Source organism: Embleya sp. NPDC020886 (assembly GCF_044333915.1).
Classification (GTDB): domain Bacteria; phylum Actinomycetota; class Actinomycetes; order Streptomycetales; family Streptomycetaceae; genus Embleya.
Map to the genome: position 1 here is coordinate 330,480 of NZ_JBIRRX010000002.1, position 25,833 is coordinate 356,312.

The window sequence follows — 25,833 nt, forward strand, 5'->3', positions numbered from 1 at the left end:
TCGGGCGCCGCGCGGTGCGCTCGCGCTCGCTCCGACGCCCGTACGGGGTTCGTTCCGACACCCGTTCCGAGATGGAGGCAATAATGTCCACGGCCCTGGTCACCGGCGCCAGTTGTGGTCTCGGCGCCGACCTCGCCCGCGCCCTCGCCGGCCGCGGCCACGATCTGATCCTGGTCGCCCGCGGTGTCGAGCCGCTGGACCGACTCGCGGTCGAACTCGCGACCGAACACGACATCAAGGCAAGCACGTTGCCCGCCGACCTGACCGTCGAGGCCGATCTCGAACGGGTGGCCGAAGCGGCGTGCGACGTCGACATCCTGATCAACAACGCCGGCGCGGCCCTGGGCACGTCCTTCGACCGCACGGCCTGGGCGGACGAGCAACGCATGCTCGCCCTCAACGTGATCGCCCCCTCCCGGCTCGTCCACGCGGCCCTGCCCGACATGCTCCGCCGGGGCGGCGGGCGGATCCTGACCGTGTCCTCGGTGGCCGCCGTCGGACCCGCCTGGCAGGGCACGGCGTACGGCGCGACCAAGGCGTACGAGTTGGCGATGACCCAGTCGTTCGCCTACTCCCGACGCATCCGCACGTCGCCCGTCGCGCTGACCGCGCTGGTGCTCGGCTACACCGGATCGCAGTTCCACCTGCGAGCCGGCATCGGCGCGCCGCCCCCCGCGCTCACGCTCGCCTCGTCCTACGTCGCGAAGCAGGCGGTACGGGCCATCCACCGGCGCCGTCCACCGGTCGTGTGCGTGCCGAGCCTGCGCTACAAGGTGCTGGCGGCCCTGCTGCGGCACGCCCCGTACCGGACCCTGGGCATGCCCGGCCTGGCCAAGGACTTCAGCACCGGCCCGGACCGGCCCCACGGCCGCGACACCCGACCGGCGCACGAGGCGACCAGCGGCGCTGCGCCGAACGGGTGACGACCGATCAGGCGATCATCGGGACCCGGGCCTCGGCTCTCTCCGGTTCGCCCCGATCGGTCTTGGGCATGCGGCGATTCGTGGTCGTTTCCAACGGTCTGCTCCCTGTAGCCTGCCCGGTCTGCGACACCGCCACGGCCGGTCGACGAAACGTCGTCACCGGTGGAACTGCCGTGTCGCAGAGCGCACATCGTTGGTTCACAGGAGGGGTCCGTCGAGTGTTCAGTCGTGTCGCCATCGTCAATCGTGGTGAGGCCGCGATGCGGCTCATCCACGCCGTGCGGGAGTTGGCCCAGGAAACAGGGACCCGGATCGAGACGGTCGCCCTGCACACCGACGTCGACCGCGCGGCCGGCTTCGTGCGCGAGGCCGACCTGTCCTACGATCTCGGCCCCGCGTCCGCGCGCCCCTACCTCGATCACGCGGTCCTGGAGCGCGCGTTGCGGGCCACCGGCGCGGACGCCGCGTGGGTCGGCTGGGGCTTCGTCGCCGAGGATCCCGCGTTCGCGGAACTGTGCGAGAGGGTCGGCGTCACCTTCGTCGGACCGAGCGCGGAGGCGATGCGCCGCCTCGGGGACAAGATCTACGCGAAGCTCATCGCCGAAGAGGTCGGCGTGCCCGTCGCGCCGTGGAGCCGGGGCGCGGTCGAGACCCTGGACGCCGCGTTGGCGGCGGCGGCCCGGATCGGCTACCCGCTGATGCTGAAGGCCACCGCGGGCGGGGGCGGGCGCGGCATCCGGGTGGTCACCGGCGAGGCCGAACTGACCGACGCCTACGAGCGCACCAGCCAGGAGGCCGAGCGGGCGTTCGGCAGCGGCGTAGTGTTCCTGGAGCGCCTGGTCACCGGCGCCCGGCACGTCGAGGTACAGGTGATCGCCGACGGGGCGGGCACCGCGTGGGCACTGGGCGTCCGCGACTGCTCGATCCAGCGGCGCAACCAGAAGATCATCGAGGAGTCGGCGTCGCCGGTCCTGGACGCCGAACAGGCCGCCGAACTCAAGGCGGCGGCCGAACGACTGGCCGTCGCCGTCGACTACCGCGGCGCGGCGACCGTGGAGTTCCTCTACCACCCCGGCGACCGGCAGTTCGCCTTCCTGGAGGTCAACACCCGCCTCCAGGTCGAACATCCCATCACCGAGTGCACCACCGGATTCGACCTGGTCAAGGCACAACTGCGGGTGGCGTCGGGCGGCCGGCTGCACGGCGCGCCGCCGGCGGAGCGCGGGCACGCCATCGAGGCCCGGCTGAACGCGGAGGACCCCGACCGCGACTTCGCGCCCTCACCGGGCCGCATCGTGCGCTTCGACCCGCCCACCGGCCCCGGCATCCGGGTGGACACCGGCGTCGGCGAAGGCGACACCATCCCCGCCGACTTCGACTCGATGATCGCGAAGATCATCGCCTACGGCCACGATCGCGAGGAGGCGCTCGGCCGACTGCGCCGGGCGATGTCGCAGACCAGGGTGATCATCGAGGGTGGCGCGACGAACAAGAGCTTCGTGCTCGACCTGCTCGACCAGCCCGAGGTGATCGACGGCAGCGCGGACACCGGCTGGATCGACCGGGTGCGCGCCGAGGGCCGGCTCGTCACGCATCGGCATTCCGCCGTGGCGCTGGCCGCCGCCGCCATCGAGGCGTACGAGGAGGAGGAACGCGTCGAGCGGCAGCGGTTGTTGTCCACCGCCTCGGGCGGACGCCCCCAGGTGCGGCACGAGAGCGGCCGACCGCTGGATCTGAAGCTGCGCGGCGTGGGCTACCGGGTGCGGGTCGCACGAGTGGGCCCGCATCGGTTCCGGGTCGGTATCCAGGCGGGTGACGTGGTGCGCACCGCCGACGTCGAACTCGACCGCTTCGATTGCCACACCGGGCAGATCCTGGTCAACGGCACCGCGTACCACCTGCTCACCGCCACCCACGGGCCGATCCACCTGGTCGAGGTCGACGGCGTCACGCACCGGGTCGGCCGCGACGAGGGCGGCGTGGTGCGCTCGCCCGCTCCCGCGCTGGTGGTCGCGACGCCGCTGGAGGTCGGCGCCGAGGTCGAGGCGGGCGCCCCGGTGCTCGTGCTGGAGAGCATGAAGATGGAGACGGTGCTGCGCGCGCCGTTCCGGGCGCGACTCAAGGAATGCGCCGTGTCCGTGGGCAGTCAGGTGGACACCGGGGCACCGCTGATGCGCCTGGAGCCGCTCGGCGACGACGACGCCGAGGTCGAGGACACCGCGTCCGTGGAACTGGATCTGCCGGTCGCTTCCGAGGCGGTCCCGACGGCGGAGCGCGCCGCGCGCGGCCGGGAGGACCTGCGCGGCCTGCTGCTGGGCTTCGACGTCGATCCGCACGACGAACGCCGGGTCCTGGACGACTACCTCGCCGCGCGCCGGGCGGCCATCGCGGACGGCCACGAACGACCACTGGCCCAGGAACTCGAACTCCTCGACCTGTTCGCCGACCTCGCCGAGTTGAGCCGCAACCGCCCGGCGGGCGAGGACGGCGGCGGCGAGGGCCATGTGCACAGCGCCCGCGAACACTTCCACACCTACCTGCAAAGCCTCGACGTCGAACGGGCCGGACTGCCCGAGGCGTTCCGGGCCAAACTCGCCAAGGCCCTGGGGCACTACGGCGTCACCGAGTCGGAGCCCTCGGCCGAGTTGGAAGCCGCGGTGTTCCGGATCTTCCTCGGTCGCCAACGCGCGGCCGCCGACGTCACCGTCGTCACCACGCTGTTGCGGGTGTGGCTGCGGGAGGGGCCGCCGGACGCGACGCTGAGCGAGGCCGTCGGGCACGCCCTGGAGCGGCTGGTGGCCGCGACCCAGGTCCGTTTCCCCGCGGTCGCCGACCTCGCCCGGGGCCTGGTGTTCGCCTGGTTGGCGCAGCCGCTGCTGCGACGCAACCGCGCCCGCGTCTACACCGCGGTCCGCAGGCACCTGCGGCATTTGGACGCGCACCCGGACACCCCGGACCGCGCCGAGCGGATCGCCGCGATGGTGCGCAGCACCGAACCGCTGGTGCGGCTGCTGGGCCGCCGACTCGTCCGCGACGACCTGGACAACACCGTCATGCTGGAGGTGCTGACCCGGCGCTACTACGGCAACAAGGGCCTCACCGGCGTGCGTTCGAGCCGGGCCGCGGGGTGCACGTTCGTGGTCGCCGAGCGCGCGGGCTCGCGCCTGGTCTCCGCCGCGGTGCGGTTCGACGAACTGGGCGACGTGCTGCGCGGGCTCGCCGAAACGGCGGCCGGCGAGGAGGCGGTCGAGGCCGACGTCTATCTCGCCTGGGAGAAGCAGCCGGCGGACCCCGACGCGATGGCGGCGGCGCTTCGCGAGGTGCTGGACGCGAACCCGCTGTCGAACCCGGTCCGCAGGATCACCGCCACCGTCGCGGGCCGCGGCGGCGCGGTGATGCACCACCACTTCACCTTCCGCCCGACCGGCACCGGGATGGCCGAGGAGCGGCTGATCCGGGGTCTGCACCCGTACATCGCGCGGCGCATGCAGTTGGAGCGGCTGAGCGAGTTCGACCTCACCCGATTGCCGTCCTCGGACGAGGAGGTCTACCTGTTCCGGTGCGTCGCGCGGGCGAACCCCAGCGACGACCGCCTGGTCGCCTTCGCCCAGGTCCGGGACCTGACCGAGCTGCGCGATCACGACGGCAGGCTGGTCGCGCTGCCGACGGCCGAGAACGTCGTCGCCACCTGCCTCGACTCGATCCGCCGCGCCCAGTCGCGCCGACCGGCGGGGAAGTACGCCGACACCAACCGGATCGTGATCTACGTCTGGCCGCCGAGCGAGATCACCCGCGCGGAGCTGGAGACGATCGCCGAGCGCGTGGTGCCCACGATCGAGGGCGCCGGGTTGGAGGAGATCGTGTTCATCGCCCGCCGGCGCGACCGGAGCAGCGGCGAACTGGGCAAGATCGCGGTGCGGATCGCCTTCGACGCCTCCGGCGGCACCGAACTCACCGTCGGCGAGCGCTCGGTCGAGCCGGTCGAGCCGGTCGACGACTACCGCAGCAAGGTGCTGCGCGCGGCCGCTCGCAAGACCGTGTATCCGTATGAACTCACACGCTTGTTGGGCGAGTTCGTCGAGTACGACCTGGACGACGCGAACCTGCTGGTGCCGGTCGACCGGCCGCGGGGCAACAACACCGCGGCGATCGTCGTCGGTGTGGTCGACACGCCGACCGCGCTGCATCCCCAGGGCGTCACCAGGGTCGTCTTGCTCGGCGACCCGACCAAGTCGCTCGGCGCGTTGTCCGAGCCGGAGTGCCGCCGGGTGATCGCCGCGCTCGACCTGGCCGAGCGCCTGCGGGTGCCGGTGGAGTGGTTCGCGTTGTCGGCGGGTGCGCGGATCTCGATGACCTCGGGCACCGAGAACATGGACTGGGTGGCGGCGGCGCTCAAGCGCATCGTCACGTTCACCCAGGACGGCGGCGAGATCAACATCGTGGTCGCCGGGATCACCGTGGGCGCCCAGCCGTACTGGAACGCCGAGGCGACCATGCTGATGCACACCAAGGGCATCCTGGTGATGACGCCGGACTCGGCGATGGTGCTCACCGGCAAGCAGTCGTTGGACTTCTCCGGGGGTGTCTCGGCCGAGGACAACTTCGGTATCGGCGGCTACGACCGGGTGATGGGGCCCAACGGCCAGGCGCAGTACTGGGCGCCGAACCTGAGCGCCGCGCGCGACGTGCTGATGGAGCACTACGACCACACCTACGTCGCACCCGGCGAGCGGATGCCGCGGCGGGCGGGCACGATCGATCCGATCGACCGGGACATCCGCGACTTCCCGCACGTGCTGGCGGGCAGCGACTTCGCCGCCGTCGGCGAGATCTTCTCGGCGGAGCACAACCCGGATCGCAAGAAGCCGTTCGACATCCGTACCGTGATGCGGGCGCTGTCCGACCAGGACCACCCGGTATCGGAGCGCTGGGCGGGGATGGCCGACGCGGACACCGCGGCGGTGCAGGACGTGCGTCTGGGCGGCGTGCCGGTGTGCCTGATCGGGATCGAGTCGCGGTCGGTGCCGCGCCTCGGCTTCCCGCCCACCGACGGCCCGGACACCTACACCGCCGGCACCCTGTTCCCGCAGTCGTCGAAGAAGGTCGCACGGGCGATCAACGCGGCCTCGGGCAACCGGCCGCTGGTGGTGCTGGCGAACCTGTCCGGGTTCGACGGCTCGCCCGAGTCGATGCGCAAGCTGCAACTGGAGTACGGCGCCGAAATCGGCCGAGCCGTCGTCAACTTCGACGGCCCGATCGTCTTCTGCGTCATCTCCCGCTACCACGGCGGCGCGTTCGTGGTCTTCTCCAAGGCGCTCAACCCGAACATGACCGTACTCGCGTTGGAGGGCTCGTACGCCTCGGTCCTGGGCGGCGCCCCCGCCGCCGCGGTGGTGTTCGCCGGCGACGTGCACGCCCGGACCGCCGCCGACCCCAGGGTGCGGGAGCAGGAGGCCCGCGTCGCGACCACCTTCGGCGCGGCGCGGTCCACCGCGAAGGCCGAGCTCGACGAACTGCGCGCGTCGGTCCGGGCGGAGAAACTCGGCGAGGTGGCCGCGGAGTTCGACCGCGTGCACGACATCCGGCGGGCGGTCGAGGTCGGCTCCGTCGATGTGGTGATCCGGGCCGAGGAACTGCGTCCGCGGATCATCGAGGCCATCGAGTCCCGCCTGTACCCGGCTTCCGGCCCCCGGGTCGAGGCAACGCGGGCCGAGTCGCTCGCACTTCGCACGCCGGTACCCGAGCACACACCCGGTTGAGTCCGCCGCAGCGCCCGGCCCACCCGCGGCCGGTCGCCCGAATGCAGCAATGCGGCGTGCGTCCGTAGGGGTGGTTCGGAAATTCGTCGACCGGGGCGATGAGCAGCGACGATGCCCGAAATCCCGATAGCGGTGGGCCGTTTGCCGGCCTGCTCCCGGAAAATCCGCCGCCGATCTGTGTTCAGGATGAACCCGACCACCCCGCCCGGGGTGGTCGGGTTCGAAGGTAAGGGGATTTCATGCGCAGGATCACGCGCGCCTCGGTCACCGTTGTCGCGGCGCTGTTGATGGCGGGCGCCGCCTCGGTCGCGCCGGCGTTCTCGCTGGGGGCCGACGGCGACCCGTCCACGGAGTCGTCGGCTCCGAAGTCGGGTGGCTGGGGCGGTGGCGGTGGTGGTGGCGCCGGCGGTTGGGGCTACGGCGGCGGTGACGCCCACGGCGGCGGCGGGGGCGGCGGCTGGGGCCCGTGGGGCGGTGGCGGTGGTGGCGGCGAAGGTGGCGGCGGCGGTTGGGGCGGCCTCCGGTAGGCGTCGCACCACCACGGACACGACCGCGGCCTGCTCGATCCGATCGGATCGAGCAGGCCGCGGTCGTCTGTGTGCGGGGCCGAATCGGCTACCGCCCGGCGCCCGCACCCGCGCGCACGACCTTCGTCCGCGCGCGTTCGATCGAGGCGTGCACGACCGGTTCGAACGCGGGCCCCAGCAACCTGGTGCCCAGGTCCATGACCTTCGCGTCGAGGCCGATGCACAGGCGGGTGCGACCCTTGCGCACGCCGGTGAGGATCACCCGCGCCGCGTCCTGGGCCGTGGTCTTGGACAACGAGTCGTGCACCGCGGCGACCTCGGCGCGGTCGGTTCCCTCCGCCGCCCGCGAGTTGTGCACGATCGAGGTCTTGATCCCGCCGGGATACGCGGTGGTCACCCCGATCGGGCTGCCCTCACGGCGCAGTTCGTTGCGCAGCGACTCGGAGAAGCCCCGGACGGCGTACTTCGTCGCCGAATAGGCGCTGCGCATGGGCATGCCGAACAGGCCGAACGAGGAGGAGACGTTGACGACGTGCGCCCCGTGGGCCGGATCGGCCCGGCGCAGGTGCGGCAGGAAAGCCTTGGTGCCGTGTGCCACGCCCCAGAAGTTGACGCCCATGATCCATTCGAAGTCGGCCCACTCCATCTCGTCCACGCTCGCGGTCAACGCCACTCCGGCGTTGTTGATCACCAGGTTGACCTGGCCGAAGCGCGCCGCGGTGGTGTCCGCCCAGTCCTGCACCATGGTGCGCTGCGCGACGTCGACCACGTCGGCGTGCACCTGTTCCGCACCCGCCTGCCGGGCCTGCTCCGCGGTCGCGGTCAGCCCCTCCGCGTCGACGTCGGACAGGGCCAACCGCGCGCCGTGTTCGGCCAGGGCCAACGCGAGTGCCCGGCCGATTCCGGAAGCGGCTCCCGTCACCGTGCACACGCGTCCTGCGTAGTCTCGAATCACGGATTCACTCCAAACACTCGACACACTCGACAACTTCGAACGACGGGCCCGGCCCCGAAACTCAGGAGAAGGCGCCGACGGTGGTGCGCAGATCGGTGGAGAGGTCCGTCAGCAGACTCGGCAACGCCTCGTGGACGTACAGGTGGCCGCCGGGGTAGGTGCGCAGTCGGATGGGCCGGGTGGTCTGCTCCTGCCAATTCGACAGGGATTCCACGGCGACCAGGGTGTCGTCGCGGGCACCGAAGACACTCAACGCACAATCCAACGGCGCCTCGTGGACGTATCGGTGCTGAAGGGCCAACAGCAGATCGGCCATCATCGGCGGCCCGAAGGCCGTCATCGCGCCCTGGTCCCGAAACACCTCGGGCGGCAGCAGGTCGGTGAGTCCCAATTGCCGCCAGGGCTGGTCGGACACCAGGATCGGTCGGCAGGCCCGCGCGAACGCGCCTCCCTGCGGCGGCGGAACGGCGGACACGGCCAGCAACGACGGCATCGGGTGGCCGCAACGGCGCAGCTCGCGCACGGTGTCGAAGGCGATCATCGCGCCGATGCTGTGGCCGAAGAAGACGTAGGGGCGGCCGTCGTCCGCTTCCAGGACGAGTTCCGCCACCATCGCGCTGAGTTGCGCGGGATCGGTGAGGGAGACCTCGCCCGTCCGGGCCCCACGACCGGGAAGTCGTACGGCCGTCAGTTCGACCGAATCCGGCAGGTAATCGACCCACGGCGCGAACATCATGGCGTCCGCGCCCGCATAGGGGATGGTGAACATCCGCATCGGGGCGAGCGGCCGGGTGGTGAAAGTGACAAGGTCCGGACGTGGAGAGCGAGTTCCGAGGGGGCGGCAGATGGATTCCACAGGCGATTCTCGATTCTCGATTCGTCGTACGGGAAAAGGCTTGGGGATCTGGCGTGTTCGGCGAAATCCCGCCGATCGCGCAGACTCTATGCCCTTGTGGGAGTCGAGTCGGAAACAATCCCCCGAACGGGGCAATGCCGCGGGCGTGAAGTCGAATTACCGGAACAGCCTTGCGAATCCGGTGATTTGCCATTCGTGCCGGAGAATGCGACCGGCCGCTCAGGACTGCGGTCGGTCCGCCGTGTCGTGGCCGGCGTCCGCCGCCCGACCGACGAGTTCGGGCTGGGCCTCGGTGCGCGCGTCGGGCAGTTTCGGGCCGGCTTCGCGGGGGCGCCGTCGGGGCAACGACCAGGACGGCGCCCACCAGTTGGCCCGGCCGGTGAGTTGCATCAGGGCCGGGACCAGGACGCCGCGTACGACGGTGGCGTCCACGACCACCGCGACCGCGAGGCCGACCCCGACCGTCTTGAGCAGCGTGACGTGCGACATGGTCAGCGCGACCATGGAGGCGGCGACGATCAGGGCCGCGGCGGTGAACAACCGGCCGGTGTGCTCGATCCCGAAGACGATCGACCGGGTGTTGTCCCCGGTGCGCACGAACTCCTCCTTGATCCGGGCGAGCAGGAAGACCTCGTAGTCCACCGAGATGCCGAAGGCGACCGCCAGGGTGAGCAGCGGCATCGTCGTCTCCAAGGAGCCGCCGGTGACGAAGTCGCCCACCAGTCGGCGCAGATGACCGTCCTGGAAGACGTAGACGATGGCCCCCAGGCTCGCGGTCATGCTGAGCAGGCCCATCACGACCGCCTTGATCGGCACCAGGACGCTGCGGGTGAACAGGAAGAGCATCACCAGGGTGCCGACCAGCATGATCGCCGCGCCGTAGGGGAGTGCCTCGCGCAGCGTGTGTTTGGTGTCGGTCAGCTCCGCCGCCTTGCCCGCGACCAGGCGTGGCCCGGGAGCGGGCAGGGTGCGCAACCGGTGCACCAGTGCGACCGTTTCCGGTGCCTGGCTGTCGGCGGTGCCGACCACGCGCAACACGCTGCCCGGCACGGCGGGGCGGGCCGGGTCCGGTGGTACCACCGGACGCACGGCCACTCGGGTGCTGTCGTCGGGGGTGGGCTCGTTCGTCGTCGTGTCCGGCAACTCCGGGCTGGGCACCGGCAGTCCGGCGCGATAGTCGCCGGTGTCGGCGACCACGTGCGCGACATGGGGCAAAGCCGACAATCGTCGGGCGTACGCGTCGATCTCGGCTGCGTCGGTCACCGCGTTCGCCCGGGGCAGGATCACCGGGATGATCCGCTCGGGCGGGTCGGCGAAGTCGTCGCGCAACAGGTTTGCGGTGCGGTGTGGTTCGGAGGCGGTCGGCAGGATCTTCTCGTCGATGGTGGTGAATCGCGCGTGCAGGAAGGGCACGGCCAGGAGCAGCAGGAGCGCGGCGGCGGCGCCCCCGCACAGCACCGCCCGGCCGGTGGCCAGGGTGGCGATCCGACGCCAGAGGGGACTGCCGCCACCCACGCGGGCGGTCTTGCCGCGAAAGCGGCGGAACGGGTCCAGCCGATCCAGGCGTGGCCCCAATACGGCCAGCAGCGCGGGCAGTACGAGCAGCGAGGTCAGCGCCGAGATGATCACCACCAGGATCGACGCCCACGCCAACGAGCGCAGCAGTTCCAGCGGGAAGACGAACAGCGCGGACAGACACAGGGCCACGGTCGCGGCGGAGAACAGCACGGCACGACCGGCGGTGGCCATGCTGCGTGCGATGGCCCGGCTCGATGCGACGCCCTGGGAGAGTTCCTCGCGATAGCGGGTCACGATGAACAGGGCGTAGTCGACGGAGAGTGCGAAGCCCAGTGCCGCGCAGATGTTGATCGCGAACACGGTGATCGGCATGGTCAGTGTCAAGGTGGCCAGGACCGCCAGGGCGCCGGCCACCGAGACGGCGCCGACGGCGAGCGGGATCGCCGCCGCCGTCAGTGATCCGAAGGCCAGCAGCAGGATGATCATGGTCAGCGGTGCCGCCAGCAATTCCCCGCGCTTGAGGTCGCGTTCGGATTCGTCGGTGGCCTGCGCGTTCAGCCACGCGGGCCCGGTGGCATCGACCCGCAGCCCGCCGGCGGCCTTGCGCACGGCGGGGACCAGGGCGCGCGAGGCGACGGCCGAGTCGCGTTCGGTGCCCGCCAGGTCGACCCGGATCAGTGCGCCCTTGCCGTCCCGGGAGCGCAACAGGGGGGAGCCGGTGCTCCAGTAGGACTGCGCCCGGGTCACGCCCGGTCGTCCCCCGACCAGTGCGGTGAGCCGGCGGCCCGTCTCGGCGACCTCGACGTCGTCCACGGACGTGCCGGCGCGGACGTAGAAGACCAGGTCCGCGGCTTTCGCCCCGTAGCGGGCGGCGACCCGTTCGGCCTCGGCGGCCCGGGTCCCGGTCGCGGTGAATCCGCCGTTGGACCAGCGGTCCCGGGCGCCGGCGACCACCGTGGCGGCCAGTACCAGCACGATCATCGCGCCGACCAGGATCAGCCGGCGATGTCGCACGCACAGCCCGGCGAGGCGGCTCAGCGGGTCGCCGGCCGGGTCCGGTGTCTCGTGCTCGGGAGGTGGTGCCGGGATGGTGTCGAGCATTGCGTGTCCTCCCAGGACGACGTCGTCTGTGCGATGGGCTGAGGACGTCCGTGAACCGGGATCGGGTGCGGACGTGGCGAACCCCCGGCCGCCATCGCATCGGGGCGGCCGGCGAGGGGCGAATCCTGGTGCCGATGATCCGCCGGGTCCACGGATATTCGGAGGAATTGTTCGTGCCGCAAACGAGGGTACCGCCCGCGCGGACCGCAACTCGTGATTGCCCGCCCCGGCTGCCCGATACGAATAAATCGTATGTATAAGAATCGGATATACGCGTCCGATCGGCGGGATGGGGATGTGGATATTTGACCGTTATGCCGGTCTGGACAATGATGAATTATGCCCACCGGTCGGCATGCACGGAACTAGGCCATACCGGTGAATCTGACTTCCCGGGCCGTGGCCTGGACTATTGCACCGTCCCGCCATGGATAGGATCGACGCGCAATACCGGCCATCGGTTCCCCCGGAGAAGAGGAATGAGACCGTGCAGGTTACATTGACTGGCGGCACCGGTTTCCTGGGTCTGCGGCTCGTTCGTGAACTCGTGAATCGGAATTGCTCAGTCTCGCTGCTCTCGCGCCGCGGCAGTACGAGTGCGATCGACCGAATCTCCCAGGCCCTCGGGCGCCTGGGCGAGACGCCGGATTTCATTCAGAAATTTCGCCGCCGCGCCGACGAGGTGGACATCGATATCGAGCGCCCCCTGTTCGGCCTCCCGGACGACCGGGTGGAAAAGCTCGTCCGGCGGACCGACATGTTCCTCCACAGCGCCGGAAACATCGACCTCAATACGGGCGCCCGGGCGATCCGACCGGTGAACGTCAACGGAACGCAAAATTTCCTCGACATCGCCGCGCGCAGCTCGCACGGCGCGCCGTTCTGCCATGTCAGCACCGCGTTCGTGGCGGGCGCCCGCCGGTCGGGCACCGTCACCGAGGCCGACCTGATCGACACGTACGGCTTCGAGAACGAATACGAGCGGTCCAAGTGCGACGCCGAATCCCTGGTGCGCCAGTGGTCCCGGGAAAACGGAATGCCGGCGTTGATCATGAGGCCGAGCATTCTGCTGACCGACCGCGCGCCGGCCCCGGGACTCCCGGCCCACCCCTTTCAGACCATCAGCGCCCTGTTGCGCGCGTCGACGATCGAAAGAGGGATCGCCGGACTCTCCATTCCGCGCGGCCTGCGCCCGGTCATTCACATGCAGGGACGGGCCGACGCGCGGCTGAACTGCCTCCCCGTCGAGGACGCCGCGCGGGCCATCGTGAGCATCGCCGCGGAACGCCGGTCCAAGGATCCGGAGACCTACCACATCGTGCACCCGGACGACGTGTCCGCCGCGACGCTCATCGATCTTTTCGAGAAATTTGCACCCATCCGCATCGTGCTCAAGCCCGAACTGCCCGAGAATCTCTCCCCGGCCGAGCAGCGCTTTCACAGCTACGCCGGGTTCGCCGCGTATTTCCGGCACACCAGGGTCTTCGACGACCGCAACGCGCGCCGTGTCCTGGGTGGGTCCTGTTCGCGGACGACCGTCGACATGGCCTATCTCCTGGCCGGGACGCACGGGATTCTTTGACGGGTCGACACAGGATTCTTTGACGGTCGGCGAAGTCCGACAACCTTTCCGAAAGGCCACAGGAGAAACCGTTCATGACCATCGGACTGCAGGCAGCACCCCGTCGTGACGTGTCGGATCCCACCGCCGACGGTCTCCTGGCCGTGCTTCGCCAACCGCGAAGCATGGCCACGATCGTTCGGCGCCTGTCCGACTCCGTGACCGGCGCCGTCCTGGGTGACGCGCCCGTCGACGGCTGCGAAGTCGTCGGCACCCTCTCTCCGTTGTATCCCGAATGGCTCGGCGATCGTTCCTTCACCACCGACCACGGCGTGCGATTCCCGTACGTGGCAGGTGAGATGGCGCAGGGAATCGCGGGCGTGGCGATGGTCAAGGCGATGGCCCGGGCCGACCTGCTGGGCATCTTCGGCGCGGCCGGACTGCCGATCGAGGCGGTTCGCCGCGCCATCGAGGAACTGCGCCGCGAACTGCCCGAACACGCCCCGTGGGGGGTGAACATCATCCACAACCCGCACTCGCCCGCCTGGGAGAACGAGGTGGCCGCCCTGGCCATCGCCCACGGCGTGCGCTGCGTGTCGGTGTCGGCCTTCAGCAACGTCACCCGCGCGCTCGTGCACTGTTGCGCCGCCGGGCTGCAGGTGCGCGCGGACGGTCGGGTGGTCCGCCCGCGGATGATGATGGCCAAGGTCTCGCGCCCCGAGGTCGCCGAACAGTTCCTCGCACCTGCACCCCCCGAGCTGCTGCGCGAACTGGTCGCCGAGGGGCTGCTGACCGCCGACGAGGCGGCGCTGGCGGCCGGTGTGCCGATGGTCGACGACCTCACCGTGGAGTCCGACAGCGGCGGGCACACCGACGGCAGGCCGTTGTCCACCGCCCTCCCGCAGATCCTGGCCCTGCGGGACGCGGTCGCCCACCGGCACGGCATCGCACCGCGTACCAGGATCGGTGCGGCCGGCGGCCTGGGCACCCCGCACGCGGTCGCCGCCGCGTTCGCGATGGGCGCCGCGTACGTGGTGACCGGATCGGTCAACCAGCTCAGCCTGGAGGCCGACACCTCGGACCGGGCCCGCACGATGCTCCAGGCCGCGGACACCATGGACGTGGCCATGGCGCCGTCCGCGGACATGTTCGAGATGGGCTCGAAGGTACAAGTCCTCAGTCGCGGCACGATGTTCGCCGCCCGGGCCTCCAAGCTCTTCCAGCTCTACCGCGACCACGAGTCGCTGGAGGACATCCCGCCGGCCCAGATCGCCCGACTGGAACGCGAGATGTTCCGCCAGTCGGTCGACCAAGTGTGGGCACAGACCGAGGAGTTCTGGCGCACCAGGGAGCCGGCGCAGGCCGACCGGGCGGCGGTGGACGGCAAGCACCGGATGGCGCTGGTGTTCCGCTGGTACCTGGGCATGTCCAGCACCTGGGCGACCACCGGAGCCGCCGACCGCAGTGTGGACTACCAGATCTGGTGCGGCCCCGCGGTGGGCGCGTTCAACGACTGGCGCAGGGACGGCTTCCTCGCCGATCCGGCGAACCTGTCCGTCGTGCAGATCGCCCGCAACCTCATGGAGGGCGCGACGGTCCTGACCCGCGCCCAACAACTGCGCAGCCACGGTGTCGACCTGCCCGCCCAGGCGTTCACCTTCCCCGCCCACGAACTGCTCTGAATCGCACATCGCAAGGAGTCCCGTGCCCGAGAGCTCCCGTCCCTCCCAACCGCCCATCGCCGTCGTCGGTCTGAGCACCCTGCTGCCCGGTTCCTCGGACGTCGGCGGGTTCTGGCGCGACGTGGTCAACGCCCGTGACCTCATCCGAGACGTGCCGGAAACCCACTGGCTCGTGAGCGATCACTATTCGAGCGACCCCACCGCCCCCGACAAGACCTACGGCAAGCGCGGCGCGTTCATGTCGCCGGTGGCCTTCGACCCGCTGGCCTTCGGCACCCCGCCGTCCACCATCGACGCCACCGACACGGCGCAACTGCTGAGCCTGATCGCGGCCGAACACGTGCTCCGGGACGCCTGCGGCGACCAGGGCCCGTCCGAGACGCTGCGCGAACGCACCGGCATCATCCTGGGAGCCAGCCCCACCGAGCTGGCCTTTCGCATGTCGTTCCGGTCCCAACGGCCCACCTGGCGCCGGGTCATGCTCGCGCGCGGAGTGGCCGAGCCCAAGGCCGACGAGCTGTGCGACGCCATCGCCGCCTCGTATCCGGTGTGGAAGGAAAGCTCCTTCCCGGGCATGCTCACCAACGTCATCGCCGGCCGCGTGGCAAGGCACTTCGACCTGCACGGCAGCAACTACACCACCGACGCGGCCTGCGCCAGCTCGTTGTCCGCGATGAGCGCGGCCATCGACGAACTCACGCTCGGCCGCGCCGACATGATGATCACCGGTGGCGTGGACCCGCTGTGCGACGCGTTCGGCTTCACCTGCTTCAGCAAGACCCCGGCGCTGTCCCCGTCGGGCGAGTGCCGCCCCTTCTCCGCCGACGCCGACGGCACCCTCCTGGGTGAGGCGGTGGCCATGGTGATGCTCAAGCGCCTGGCCGACGCCGAGCGGGACGGCGACCGCATCTACGCGGTCATTCGCGGTGTCGGCACCTCCTCCGACGGACGCGGCTCCTCGATCTACGCCCCCGCCGTCGCCGGCCAGGTCCGCGCGTTGCGCCGGGCCTACGCCAGCGCGGGCTACAGCCACGCCACGGTGGAACTGATCGAGGCGCACGGCACCGGCACCAAGGCCGGCGACACCGCCGAAGTGACGGCCCTGCAAGAGGTGTTCGGCTCGGGCGACCCCGCCGACATCGCCCGCTGCGCGCTCGGTTCGGTGAAGTCGCAGATCGGCCACACCCGCACCGCCGCGGGCGCCGTCGGCCTGGCCAAGGCCGCCCTCGCCCTGCACCACAAGATCCTGCCGCCCACCCTCAAGGCGGACCGGACCGACCCCGCCCTGGAACTGGAAAAGGGTCCCTTCTACCTGAGCACCCGGACCCGGCCCTGGATCCGCGACACCGACCACCCGCGCCGGGCCTCGGTATCCAGCTTCGGGTTCGGCGGTACCAACTTCCACGTCACGCTGGAGGAGCACCGCACGGCCGAACCCGCCGCGGCGGGCCGGGAGTACACCCGCAGCGCGCCGAGCGAACTGGTGCTGTTGAGCGCCGAGTCCGGCCCCGCACTGGTCACCGCACTGGACGCGCTGAGCGCCGACACCGCGCCGCCGGCCGACCTGGCGCGCCGGACCCAACTCGCCTTCGACGCGGCGGCGGCCCACCGGTTGTGCCTGGTCGTGCGCGACGAGGACGACCTGCGGACCCAGGCGGCCGACGCCCGGGAGCGGATCTCGGCCGAACCGCAGACCGCGTTCCACACGCCCACCGGCGTGCGCTACGCCTGCGGCCCCGCCGCGGCCGACAAGATCGCGCTGCTGTTCCCGGGACAGGGCAGCCAATACCCCGACATGGGGTCGGACGTCGTGCTGCACCAGCCGCACGCGCTCGCCGCGTGGGACCGGCTGGCCGGCTTCGAGGTCGACGGATACCCCCTGTACCGCACCGTCTTCCCGCCGCCGGTCGTGGACCAGGCGCAGGAACGCGCGCAGACCGAACGGCTCAAGGCCACCGAGTGCGCGCAACCGGCGCTCGCCGCCCACGCGTTGATGATCGGTTCGATCCTGGGAGCGGTCGGCTTCGAGCCCGACTGCGTGGCGGGCCACAGCTTCGGCGAACTCGCCGCGCTGCACGCGGCCGGCGTCTACGACGACGACACCCTGATGGCCCTGGCCCGCGCGCGCGGCGAACTCCTGCGCGACGCGAGCAAGGTGTCCGGTGCGATGCTCGCCGTCACCGCCACCGCCAAGGAAGCCGACGACCTGGTCCGCGGCATCCGCCGAGCCTGGGTCGCCAACTACAACTCCCCGACGCAACACGTCGTCTCGGGCGCGGAATCCGCGATCGTCAAGGTGGAGAAGCGCGCGGCCGAGCAACAGCTCACCACGCAACGGCTCGCCGTCTCCTGCGCCTTCCACAGCCCGCTGTTGCAGTCCGCGACCACCGGATGGCGCCCCACGCTGGAACAGCACGAGTTCGCGGCGCCGAAGCTGCCCGTGTACGGCAACGCGGATGCCAAGCCGTACCCCGGCACGGCGCCCGAGATCCGCACCGTGCTGCACGATCACGTCACCTCCTCCGTGCGGTTCGCCGAAATGATCCTGGCCATGTACCAGGACGGCGTCCGCACGTTCGTCGAGGCCGGACCGGGCACGGTACTCACCGGCCTGGTCGGCAGGATCCTCGCGGACCGGCCCCACGTCGCGCTGAGCGCCGACCACACCCGGGGCTCCGGACTCACCGCACTGCACCGCGTCCTGGGCGCGCTGGCCGTCGCCGGACGCCCCCTGGACTTCGCCCCGCTGTGGGCCTCGTTCACCTCGAGCACTCCTTCGCCATCATCGACAAGGACGGGTATGACCATCCCCATCTCCGGTCCGAACCCCGACGTGGGCCACCGCGAGAGCACCCCCGCCGCCCCCGCCATGCGCGAGCCGGGCACCGGGTTCGTGCCGGCCGCCCCGACCCCGGCCCCGCCGGTCGCCGCGGCGCTCCCGCCGGCACCGGCGCTCGCCGTGACCCAGGCGGCGCCGCCCGCCCGCGTCCAAGCCGCTCCGCCCGCGCCGGCCCCGGCCGCCGCGGTGGCACAGTTCGCCCAGCCCGCACCGGCACCCGCGCCCGCTCCCGCGCCGATGGCCGCGCCCGTGCCGGCGCCCGTTCCGGTACAGGCGGCCCCCGCCGTGCCGATGCGGACCCACGAGGCACCGCTCGCGCAGTCGCCGGCGCACGACGTCACCTCCTCCGGGTCCACCTGGACGCCGGTGACCGCGTCCGGCGCCTGGTTGCACGCCTTCCTGGAGGTGCAGCGACAGGCGGGCGACGCACACAACGCGTACCAGACCACCACCTCGGCCGGCCACGCGTCCTATCTGGACCTGGCCAAGACCTCGCTCGACGCGCTGATGGCCTGGCGGCCCGGAGCCGAGCCCCGAGCCGCGGCCGCGCCCGCTCCCGTCGAGATGCCGGTCGCCGTCGAGCCGACCGCGCAACTCGCGCCGAGCCCACGCGTGTTGGAGGGCCAGCCGCGAACCACCCGGGAGATCAGCCCCGCGCCGCCCGCGGTGACGCAATACCAACCGGCCCCGGTGACGCAGTATCAGCCGACCCCGGTCACCGAGTACCAGCCGGCCCCGGTCACGCAGTACCAGGCGACCCCGGTCGCCCAGGCCCGCCCGCCCATGCCCGCGGCGCCGCACAGCCTCCAGGCGTCGCCGACGCTCGCGCAGATCCCGGCACCGGCCGTGGCCCCCGCCCTCGCCGCCGCGCCGGCTCCCGTTCCGGTTCCGGCTCCCGCTCCGGCTCCCGTTCCGGCTCAGGAGAGCGGCGCCGAGGTGGCGTTGGCGATCGTGGCGGAGTTGACGGGTTATCCGGTGGAGATGCTCACGCCGGAGATGGACCTGGAGGTGGACCTGGGGGTCGACTCGATCAAGCGGGTGCAGATCCTGACCCGTCTGCGGGACCACTTCCCGGGTGAGGCCAATGTGGACCCGGCCGATCTGGCCCGGTTGCGCACCATCGCCGCCATCGCCGAGAAGATCACCTCGATGCGCACCCCCGACGGCGCCGCCGTGCCGGCCCCCACGCAGGCCCTCGTCCCGGCTCCGGCTCCCGCTGCGGCTCAGGAGAGCGGCGCCGAGGTGGCGTTGGCGATCGTGGCGGAGTTGACGGGTTATCCGGTGGAGATGCTCACGCCGGAGATGGACCTGGAGGTGGACCTGGGGGTCGACTCGATCAAGCGGGTGCAGATCCTGACCCGTCTGCGCGATCACTTCCCGGGTGAGGCCAATGTGGACCCGGCCGATCTGGCCCGGTTGCGCACCATCGCCGCCATCGCGGACAAGATCACCTCGATGCGCACCCCCCAGGGCGCCCCCGCGCCGGCCCCGGCCGTCGCCCCCGCCGCGCCGGTGGTCCGGACGCAGGAGCAGATCCCCGCGCAGGCCAAGCACGTGGCACCGCAGTTCACGGTGCTGCGCACCGGCACCGCCCTGGTACCCGTCGAGCCCGCCACCGGCGCCCCGCTCAAGGGCCTGCGCGAACAACCGCTGCTGATCACCGACGACGGCACCGGCGTCGCCGAATGCCTCGCGGAGACCCTGCGCCGCGAAGGCATCAAGGCCACCGTCGCGGACCGGGTCACCGCCGACTCCACCGCCGTGATCGCCCTCGCCGGCCTGCGCGAGATCGACCCGGAGCAGGACCCGGACGCCCCCACCCGCGAGGTCTTCACGACCCTGCACACCATCGCCGAGGCGATGGACCGCCGAGGCGGCGTCCTGGTCGTCGTCCAGGACACCGGCGGCGCGTTCGGCACCTCCGGCAACCGCGGCCGGGAAGGCTGCGCGGGCATCGCCGCGCTCGCCCGCACCGCCGCGAACGAGTGGGCGCACGCCTCGATCAAGACGATCGACATCGACCGGGCCGCGCGCGCCCCGCAGGACATCGCCCAGGCCATCGCCACCGAGCTCCTGCACGGCGACGACACCACCGACGTCGCGCTCGCGGCGGACGGCTCGCGCGCACTCCTGCGCGGCACCACCGAACCGGTCGCGGCACCGCGAGCGCTCGACCTCGGGGCCGACCCCGTGGTCGTGGTCACCGGCGGGGCCCGCGGCATCACCGCGTCCTGCCTGCTGGCCCTGGCCCGCACCCACCGGCCCAAGTTCCTGCTCCTGGGCCGCACCCGCCCCGTGGACGAGGACGACGAGCTGCGCGGCGCCGCGGACGAGAGCGCCATCCGGCAGATCCTGGGCAGCCGTCGCGACGAGCGCACCGGCGCGACCCCGACCCTGGCCGAACTCGCGCACGCCTCCGGCCGAGTACTCGCCTCCCGCGAGATCCGCGGCACCCTGGAGCAGTTGGCCGTGGCCGGCGCGGAGACCCGATACGTCACCGCCGACGCGACCGACCGTGAGCGGGTCTTCGACGCGCTGGCCGAGGTACGCCGCGACTGGGGCCCGATCACCGGCATCATCCACGCCGCCGGGGTGATCGCCGACAGCAACATCTCGGCCAAGACCCAGGCCCAGTTCACCGCCGTCTACGACACGAAGGTGCGCGGATTCCGCACCCTGCTCGAACTGACCGCCGCCGACCCGGTGCGCCTGGTGTGCGCCTTCTCCTCGGTCAGCGCGCGACTGGGCACCGCAGGGCAATGCGACTACGCGGCGGCCAACCAGGCGATGGAGCAGATCACCGCGACCGAGGCGGCACACCGTCCCGGATCCATGGTCAAGGCCGTGGCCTGGGGCCCCTGGGCCGCCGGCATGGTTTCCCCCGCCCACGCCGAACACTTCCGCCGACTCGGCGTACCGCTCCTCGAAGAGACCGCCGGCGTCAAGGCGTTCATGACCGAACTCGAACAGCCGGGCCCGGCCTGCGTCTCGATCGCCGCCGGCACGGCCGGCCCCGCCGGCGACGCGGGCGACGCCACGAACGTCACGGACATCGTCGTCGGCGCCGACACCCACCCCTACCTGGTCGACCACACCATCGCCGGACGCCCCGTGGTGCCGGTGGCACTGGTCCTGGAGTGGTTCGCCCGAGCGGCCCGGACCGCGCTGCCCGACCACGGTTCGGTCCTGGTGCGCGACCTGCGCGTGCTGCGCACCATCGCGCTGGACAGATTCGGGACGGAGGAGACCCGCCTCCGGGTGCATGTGCGCCCCGACGGCGGCCACGCCGACGCGCCGCTGCGCCTGGAACTCAAGAGCCTCGACGGCGCCCTGCACTACGCGGCCCTCGCGGGTCCGGGCGAGGGAGCGGTGCCGACCGCCCCGACCGCGGAACCCGCCGACGAGAGCTTCGAGGTACACCCGGGCAGCGCCGTCTACGACGGGGCGATGCTCTTCCACGGCCCGCGCTTTCACGCCATCCACACGATCACCGGGCTGAGTTCCACCGGAGCGGCCTCGGACCTGGTCGGAGTACGAAAGCTCGACTGGCCGCAGGACACCTGGCAGACCGACCCCGCGGTGATGGACGGCGCGCTCCAGATGGCCTGCCTGTGGGTGCTGTCCTCGGCCAGCGTGCAGTCGCTGCCGATGGGCATCCGTGAGGTGCTCGTGTTGTCGACCGGTGCCGTGGAGGGGCCGGTGAAGTGCACCGTGCACAGCGTCGTGCAGGGCACCGACAACGCGATGTGCGACATCTGGCTCACCGTCGAACAGGACGGCGCGGAGCGGGTCCTGGCCGTACTCCGCGGCGTCGAGATGGTCTACCGGCCGGACCTGTCCACCTCCAACCGAGCCGCCGCGCTGATCTCGACGGACGCGTGAGGGGCATGGAATTCCCCGCCATCGCCATCGTGGGACGCGGCTGCGTCCTGCCCGGGGCACACAATCCCGCCGAACTGTGGGACACCGTGGTCTCCGGCGCGGTCCGGCTGACCCCGTTCTCCATCGACCGCCCGACCGCCGGGCCGCAGTGGAGCGGGGCCGACCCCGCGAGCACCGTATTCGGCCACGTCACCGGGTTCGAGGAGCGCTTCGACCCGTCCGGCCTGGCCATCGACGCCGAGCAGCTCAACGGCCTCGACCCGACCGTGCGCTGGGTCGTGCACGCGACCCGGCAGGCGCTCGCCGAGGTCGATCGGCTCGGCCTGCACCGACGCACCGGCCTGGTGCTGGGCAACATCTCCTGTCCGACCACGTCGATGGTCGCCTACGCCGAGGACGTCTGGCTGCGCTCCCAGCCTGCCGAGGTCGGGGCCGGTTGGCCCCGGCACGGCCGGCACGCGCCGATCCCGATGAGCCGGTTCTGCTTCGGGCTCCCGGCACAGCTCGTGGCCCGCGCCTTCGCCCTGGGCGCGGGCGCGGTGGTCCTGGAAGCGGCCTGCGCCTCGGTGTTGTACGCGATCGAACTCGCCTGCCGGAAGCTGCATTTCCGGCAGGCGGACCTGATGGTCGCCGGGGCGCTCAACGGCGGCGCGCCCGAGATCATCAGCCACGGCATGGGCCGGCTGGGGGCATTGAGCCCCAGCGCCCGCTCGCGGCCCTTCCACCGGGAGGCCGACGGCCTGGTCCCCGCCGAGGGGACCGCGATGGTCGCGCTGATGCGGTTGGAGGACGCGTTGAGCGCGGACGTGCCCGTACTGGGCGTGATCCGCGGCATCGGCGCGACCAACGACGGCGGCCGGGGCGGCATGCTCGTCCCGGACGGAGGTCAGCAACAACGCGCGATGAGCCTGGCCTACCAGGCCGCGGGGATCGACCCCAAGACGGTGTCCTTGCTGGAATGCCACGCCACCGGCACCGCCGTCGGGGACACCGTGGAACTGGGCTGCGCGGCCCGGATCTTCGGCGAACGCACGGATCTGCCGATCGGTTCGGTCAAGGGCAACCTGGGCCATCCGCTCACCGCCGCGTCCGGCGCCGCCCTGCTCAAGGTGCTGGGCGCGATGGAACACGGCACGCTGCCGCCGACGGTGGGTGCCGACGAGGCCAACGAGGCGATGCGCGGCACACCGCTGCGGCCGCTGGCCCGGCCGGAGGAGTGGCGGGGGCTGCGGCGCGCCGCGGTCAGCGGCTTCGGCTTCGGCGGGGTCAACGCCCACCTGGTCGTGGACGCCTGGAACACCGCCGACCGGGCGGCCACCTCCTTCCCCGGTGTGGCCGTGCCCGGCCCCGCCGGACGGCGGCGGCACCAGGTGGCGATCGTCGGCCTCGGCGCCCGCGTCGGCGACGGCGACACCACCGGCGACTTCGTCGAGGCCCTGCTGGGCGGTGAGCCCAGGTTGCGGCCACCGCGTACGGTCGAACTGCGGGTGGACGGCCTGCGGATGCCGCCCAACGACATGCTGCAGACCTCCGGCGAACACCTGTTGGTCCTGGAGGCCGCCCGCGATGCCGCCCGCGCGGTGACACTGCCCGACGAGCGCACCATGGTGCTCGTCGGCGTCGGCAGCGCGACCGTGCACGCCGAGTTCTCCGTCTGGCACAACCGCACCACGCTGGAGGCCCGCCGGTCGGCGGCGGCGGAGGCGTCCTCCGAGGACCGCGTCGCCGACCCGTTGAACTGCCCGCCGTGGTCCCTCGGGGGCCTGGGCAACATCGCCGCCAACCGGATCAGTGCGCAACTGCGGCTGACCGACGCCAGCGTCGCGGTCTGTGCGGAGGAGGCTTCCGGCATCCGCGCGCTCGACCTGGCGGTCGACGCGATCGGCAGCGGGGCGAGCGACGCGGCGCTGGTGGGCGCGGTCGACCTCGCCTCCACCGTGGTGCACCGAGCGGTGGTACGCGACCTCGGACTCCCCGGAGCCGAGGGCAACGCGGCCGTGGTGCTGGCGCTGAAGCGCCTCGACCACGCCCGCCGGGACGGCGATCCCATCCTCGCCCTGATCGACCCGCAGGCCGAGGACCGGGCCGCCGGCCCGGCGCCGACCGCCGTCGACCTGGTGGTCGGCGACCTCGAACCGTCGTCGTCGAACGCGCCGGCCGAACTGGATCCGGCCGGTCTGTTCGGTCGCCCGCACTGCGCCGCCGGCCTGCTCGGCGTCGCGTGTGCGACCGTGGCGCTGTACCACCGCAGCGTGCCGGTCGTGGGCGCCCGGGCACTGCCGCGGCCGGAGTTGGCCACGGCGAAGGTGACCGTCTCCCCGCTCGGGGCGTCGGCGGCCGAACTCCTGTTGACCGCGGGGGATACGGCTCCGGCCGCGACGGGCTCGGCGACCCTGGGCCGCCGGGCCGCCGGACAGACGCCCGCGCGGCGGTTGTCCAGCATCGCCTTCTTCGATCTCCGGACGGTGCTTCGGCTCCAGGACGCGCGACCGACGCGGGAACTCGTGGCGCTGCCCGCGGCCCGCGCGGTGCCGGCGGCCGAGATCGCGGTGCCCGCGCCGGTGGCGACCCGGGCGCCGGTCCCGGCTCCGGCTCCGGTGGCGGCGCCGGCCCCGATCGACGTGCCGGTACCGGTCGAGGACACCCTCGTACCGACCGCGCTCAGCGCCCACCAGCGAGTCGTGGGCAGATCGCACCTACAGTTCCTGAACACCCGGCATGAGAACCACCTGCTGTTCCTGGAGGTGCAGCGGCAGGCGACCCGGGCGTTGCTCGACGTCGCCGGCCTGTTCCAACAGCCGCAGCGGGCCGAGACGCACACACTCGTGGCGGAGCCGGCGGGTCCGGCCGACACCGCGCCGGTGCCGAGCCCGCAGGTCGGGCAAGGCGGGCCGGGCGGCCCGATCCTGCCGGCGGCACCGGTCGAACCGGCCGCACCGGCCGCACCGGTCACCGAGGTCGTCGCGCCGATCCCGACGCCGCAACCCGGCCCGGCCGAGCACGAGTTCGTGGTCAGCCCGGACGGCGATCCGTGGGTGCTGGACCACTGTCCCACCTGGACGTTGCCGGTGTTGCCGATGATGTGCACGGTGGACCACCTGTTCCGGGCGGCCAGTACCTACACCGGTCTACAGGCCACCGGCCTGCGGGAGTTGCGCCTCCAGCGCTGGATCCCGGTGGTCAGTCCGACCAAACTGCTCACCCGGGTCGAGCCGTTGCCCGATCGTGGTCGGGACGTGCACGTCAGCCTGCTGATGTGGCGGCCGGCCCGGAACGAGGCGTTGTCCCGGTTCGAACTCGTCGCCGAGGCGACGATCACGTTCGACCGACCCGACACGCCCGCTCCGTTGCCGCCGCTCACGGACGCCCGGCAGGCCGAACTGCCGTACCTGACCAACCGCCTGCCGCACGGCCCGGCCTTCCGCTACCTCACCGAGGTCGGCTACGGCAGCGCCGGTGCGGTCGGAATCCTGGACGCGCGACGGGGCTCCGTGCCCGGTACCTTCACCCATCCGGGGTTGCTCGACGCGGCGACGCACATCATCGCCGACCGGGTGTTCTGGCTGCCCTACCCCCAGGTCGGGCCCAACGTGGTGCCCTATCCACACGGCCTGGTCCGGATGGACCTCTTCGCCCCGTTCCCCACCGAGGGGCAACTGCGGGTGGAGGCGCGTCCGGCCGGAGCCGAGGGCGATCTGTTGTTCGTCGACTTCCAGGTCCTGGCGGGGGACCGGCTGTGTGCCGCGTTCCGCAACGTCAGCATGGTCTCGCCGCCGAGCGTGCTGGAACTGCAATCCGGCGCGGATCGGCGGGCGTTCCTCCTGGAGCGCCGAGCCGCACCGAAGATGAGCCTGTCCCAGGTGGTCGGCGAGGCCAGCCGGCTGGACCGGGCCGTCCTGGAACAGGCCGACTGGCCGACCGGCGGGCTGGCCTACGTCTACGGCCTGCCGGCCGGGGCCCCGGCCCGGCTGCACGCGGAGGAGGTCGCGATGCGTGAGCACGTGGCCCGAGCCCACGGCGAACACCCGGCCCGGGTCGTGGTGGACGTGGCGAACCGGGTCGCCTGGTTGTCCGACCGTCCGGACACCCGGCACCAACTCGTGGTGCACTCGGACGGCGACGCGATCACGGTCGAGAATCGCCCGTAGCGGTACCCGGGCACGATCGACGGCGGTGGGCGGGATTCCCCAGGGATCCCGCCCACCGGCGTCGGGCTCGACGCGTGTTCGC

General features: G+C 71.9%; 10 protein-coding genes. 7 read left to right on the forward strand and 3 right to left on the reverse strand.

The window, feature by feature from the left end:
* Positions 1–83 precede the first annotated feature (83 nt).
* The 3 genes from ACH4U8_RS08285 to ACH4U8_RS08295 all read left to right on the forward strand — a co-directional run bounded on the left by ACH4U8_RS08285 (position 84) and on the right by ACH4U8_RS08295 (position 7,209).
* Positions 84–923 carry an SDR family NAD(P)-dependent oxidoreductase gene (locus tag ACH4U8_RS08285; RefSeq protein ID WP_360311360.1) on the forward strand — a complete coding sequence of 280 codons (840 nt, stop codon included), beginning with the start codon at positions 84–86 and terminating at the stop codon, positions 921–923.
* A 218-nt stretch (positions 924–1,141) separates the two neighbouring features.
* Complete coding sequence (locus ACH4U8_RS08290) at positions 1,142–6,682, forward strand: carboxyl transferase domain-containing protein (RefSeq protein WP_395776209.1); 5,541 nt, start codon at positions 1,142–1,144, stop codon at positions 6,680–6,682.
* Between the two features lie 239 nt (positions 6,683–6,921).
* On the forward strand, positions 6,922–7,209 hold the full coding sequence (locus ACH4U8_RS08295; RefSeq protein WP_395776211.1) for a hypothetical protein: 288 nt from the start codon (positions 6,922–6,924) through the stop codon (positions 7,207–7,209).
* A gap of 88 nt (positions 7,210–7,297) precedes the next feature.
* On the opposite strand, the gene ACH4U8_RS08300 is transcribed toward ACH4U8_RS08295, so the two are convergent.
* The 3 genes from ACH4U8_RS08300 to ACH4U8_RS08310 form a co-directional block, all read right to left on the reverse strand.
* The gene (locus tag ACH4U8_RS08300) at positions 7,298–8,164 is read right to left on the reverse strand and encodes an SDR family NAD(P)-dependent oxidoreductase (protein ID WP_360316516.1); all 867 of its coding nucleotides are present in this window, start codon (positions 8,162–8,164) and stop codon (positions 7,298–7,300) included.
* Positions 8,165–8,225: 61 nt separating this feature from the next.
* Complete coding sequence (locus ACH4U8_RS08305) at positions 8,226–8,939, reverse strand: alpha/beta fold hydrolase (RefSeq protein WP_360316518.1); 714 nt, start codon at positions 8,937–8,939, stop codon at positions 8,226–8,228.
* A 300-nt stretch (positions 8,940–9,239) separates the two neighbouring features.
* The gene (locus ACH4U8_RS08310) at positions 9,240–11,639 is read right to left on the reverse strand and encodes an MMPL family transporter (protein ID WP_395776213.1); all 2,400 of its coding nucleotides are present in this window, start codon (positions 11,637–11,639) and stop codon (positions 9,240–9,242) included.
* A gap of 427 nt (positions 11,640–12,066) precedes the next feature.
* On the opposite strand from ACH4U8_RS08310, the gene ACH4U8_RS08315 reads away from it, so the two are divergent.
* From ACH4U8_RS08315 to ACH4U8_RS08330, 4 genes are all read left to right on the forward strand, one after another.
* Positions 12,067–13,221 carry an SDR family oxidoreductase gene (locus ACH4U8_RS08315; RefSeq protein ID WP_395776215.1) on the forward strand — a complete coding sequence of 385 codons (1,155 nt, stop codon included), beginning with the start codon at positions 12,067–12,069 and terminating at the stop codon, positions 13,219–13,221.
* Positions 13,222–13,295: 74 nt separating this feature from the next.
* On the forward strand, positions 13,296–14,882 hold the full coding sequence (locus ACH4U8_RS08320; protein WP_379990778.1) for a PfaD family polyunsaturated fatty acid/polyketide biosynthesis protein: 1,587 nt from the start codon (positions 13,296–13,298) through the stop codon (positions 14,880–14,882).
* A gap of 22 nt (positions 14,883–14,904) precedes the next feature.
* The gene (locus ACH4U8_RS08325) at positions 14,905–21,603 is read left to right on the forward strand and encodes an SDR family NAD(P)-dependent oxidoreductase (RefSeq protein WP_395776217.1); all 6,699 of its coding nucleotides are present in this window, start codon (positions 14,905–14,907) and stop codon (positions 21,601–21,603) included.
* A 5-nt stretch (positions 21,604–21,608) separates the two neighbouring features.
* Complete coding sequence (locus ACH4U8_RS08330) at positions 21,609–25,751, forward strand: beta-ketoacyl synthase N-terminal-like domain-containing protein (protein WP_395776219.1); 4,143 nt, start codon at positions 21,609–21,611, stop codon at positions 25,749–25,751.
* The last annotated feature ends 82 nt before the right edge of the window (positions 25,752–25,833 follow it).

What these genes read in the sequence shown, in the direction of transcription:
- ACH4U8_RS08285 (WP_360311360.1), top strand. Translation starts at nt 84, where the DNA reads ATGTCCACGGCCCTGGTCACCGGCGCCAGTTGTGGTCTCGGCGCCGAC.
- ACH4U8_RS08295 (WP_395776211.1), top strand. Translation starts at nt 6,922, where the DNA reads ATGCGCAGGATCACGCGCGCCTCGGTCACCGTTGTCGCGGCGCTGTTG.
- ACH4U8_RS08305 (WP_360316518.1), bottom strand. Translation starts at nt 8,939, where the DNA reads ATGCGGATGTTCACCATCCCCTATGCGGGCGCGGACGCCATGATGTTC.
- ACH4U8_RS08310 (WP_395776213.1), bottom strand. Translation starts at nt 11,639, where the DNA reads ATGCTCGACACCATCCCGGCACCACCTCCCGAGCACGAGACACCGGAC.
- ACH4U8_RS08315 (WP_395776215.1), top strand. Translation starts at nt 12,067, where the DNA reads ATGGATAGGATCGACGCGCAATACCGGCCATCGGTTCCCCCGGAGAAG.
- ACH4U8_RS08320 (WP_379990778.1), top strand. Translation starts at nt 13,296, where the DNA reads ATGACCATCGGACTGCAGGCAGCACCCCGTCGTGACGTGTCGGATCCC.
- ACH4U8_RS08330 (WP_395776219.1), top strand. Translation starts at nt 21,609, where the DNA reads ATGGAATTCCCCGCCATCGCCATCGTGGGACGCGGCTGCGTCCTGCCC.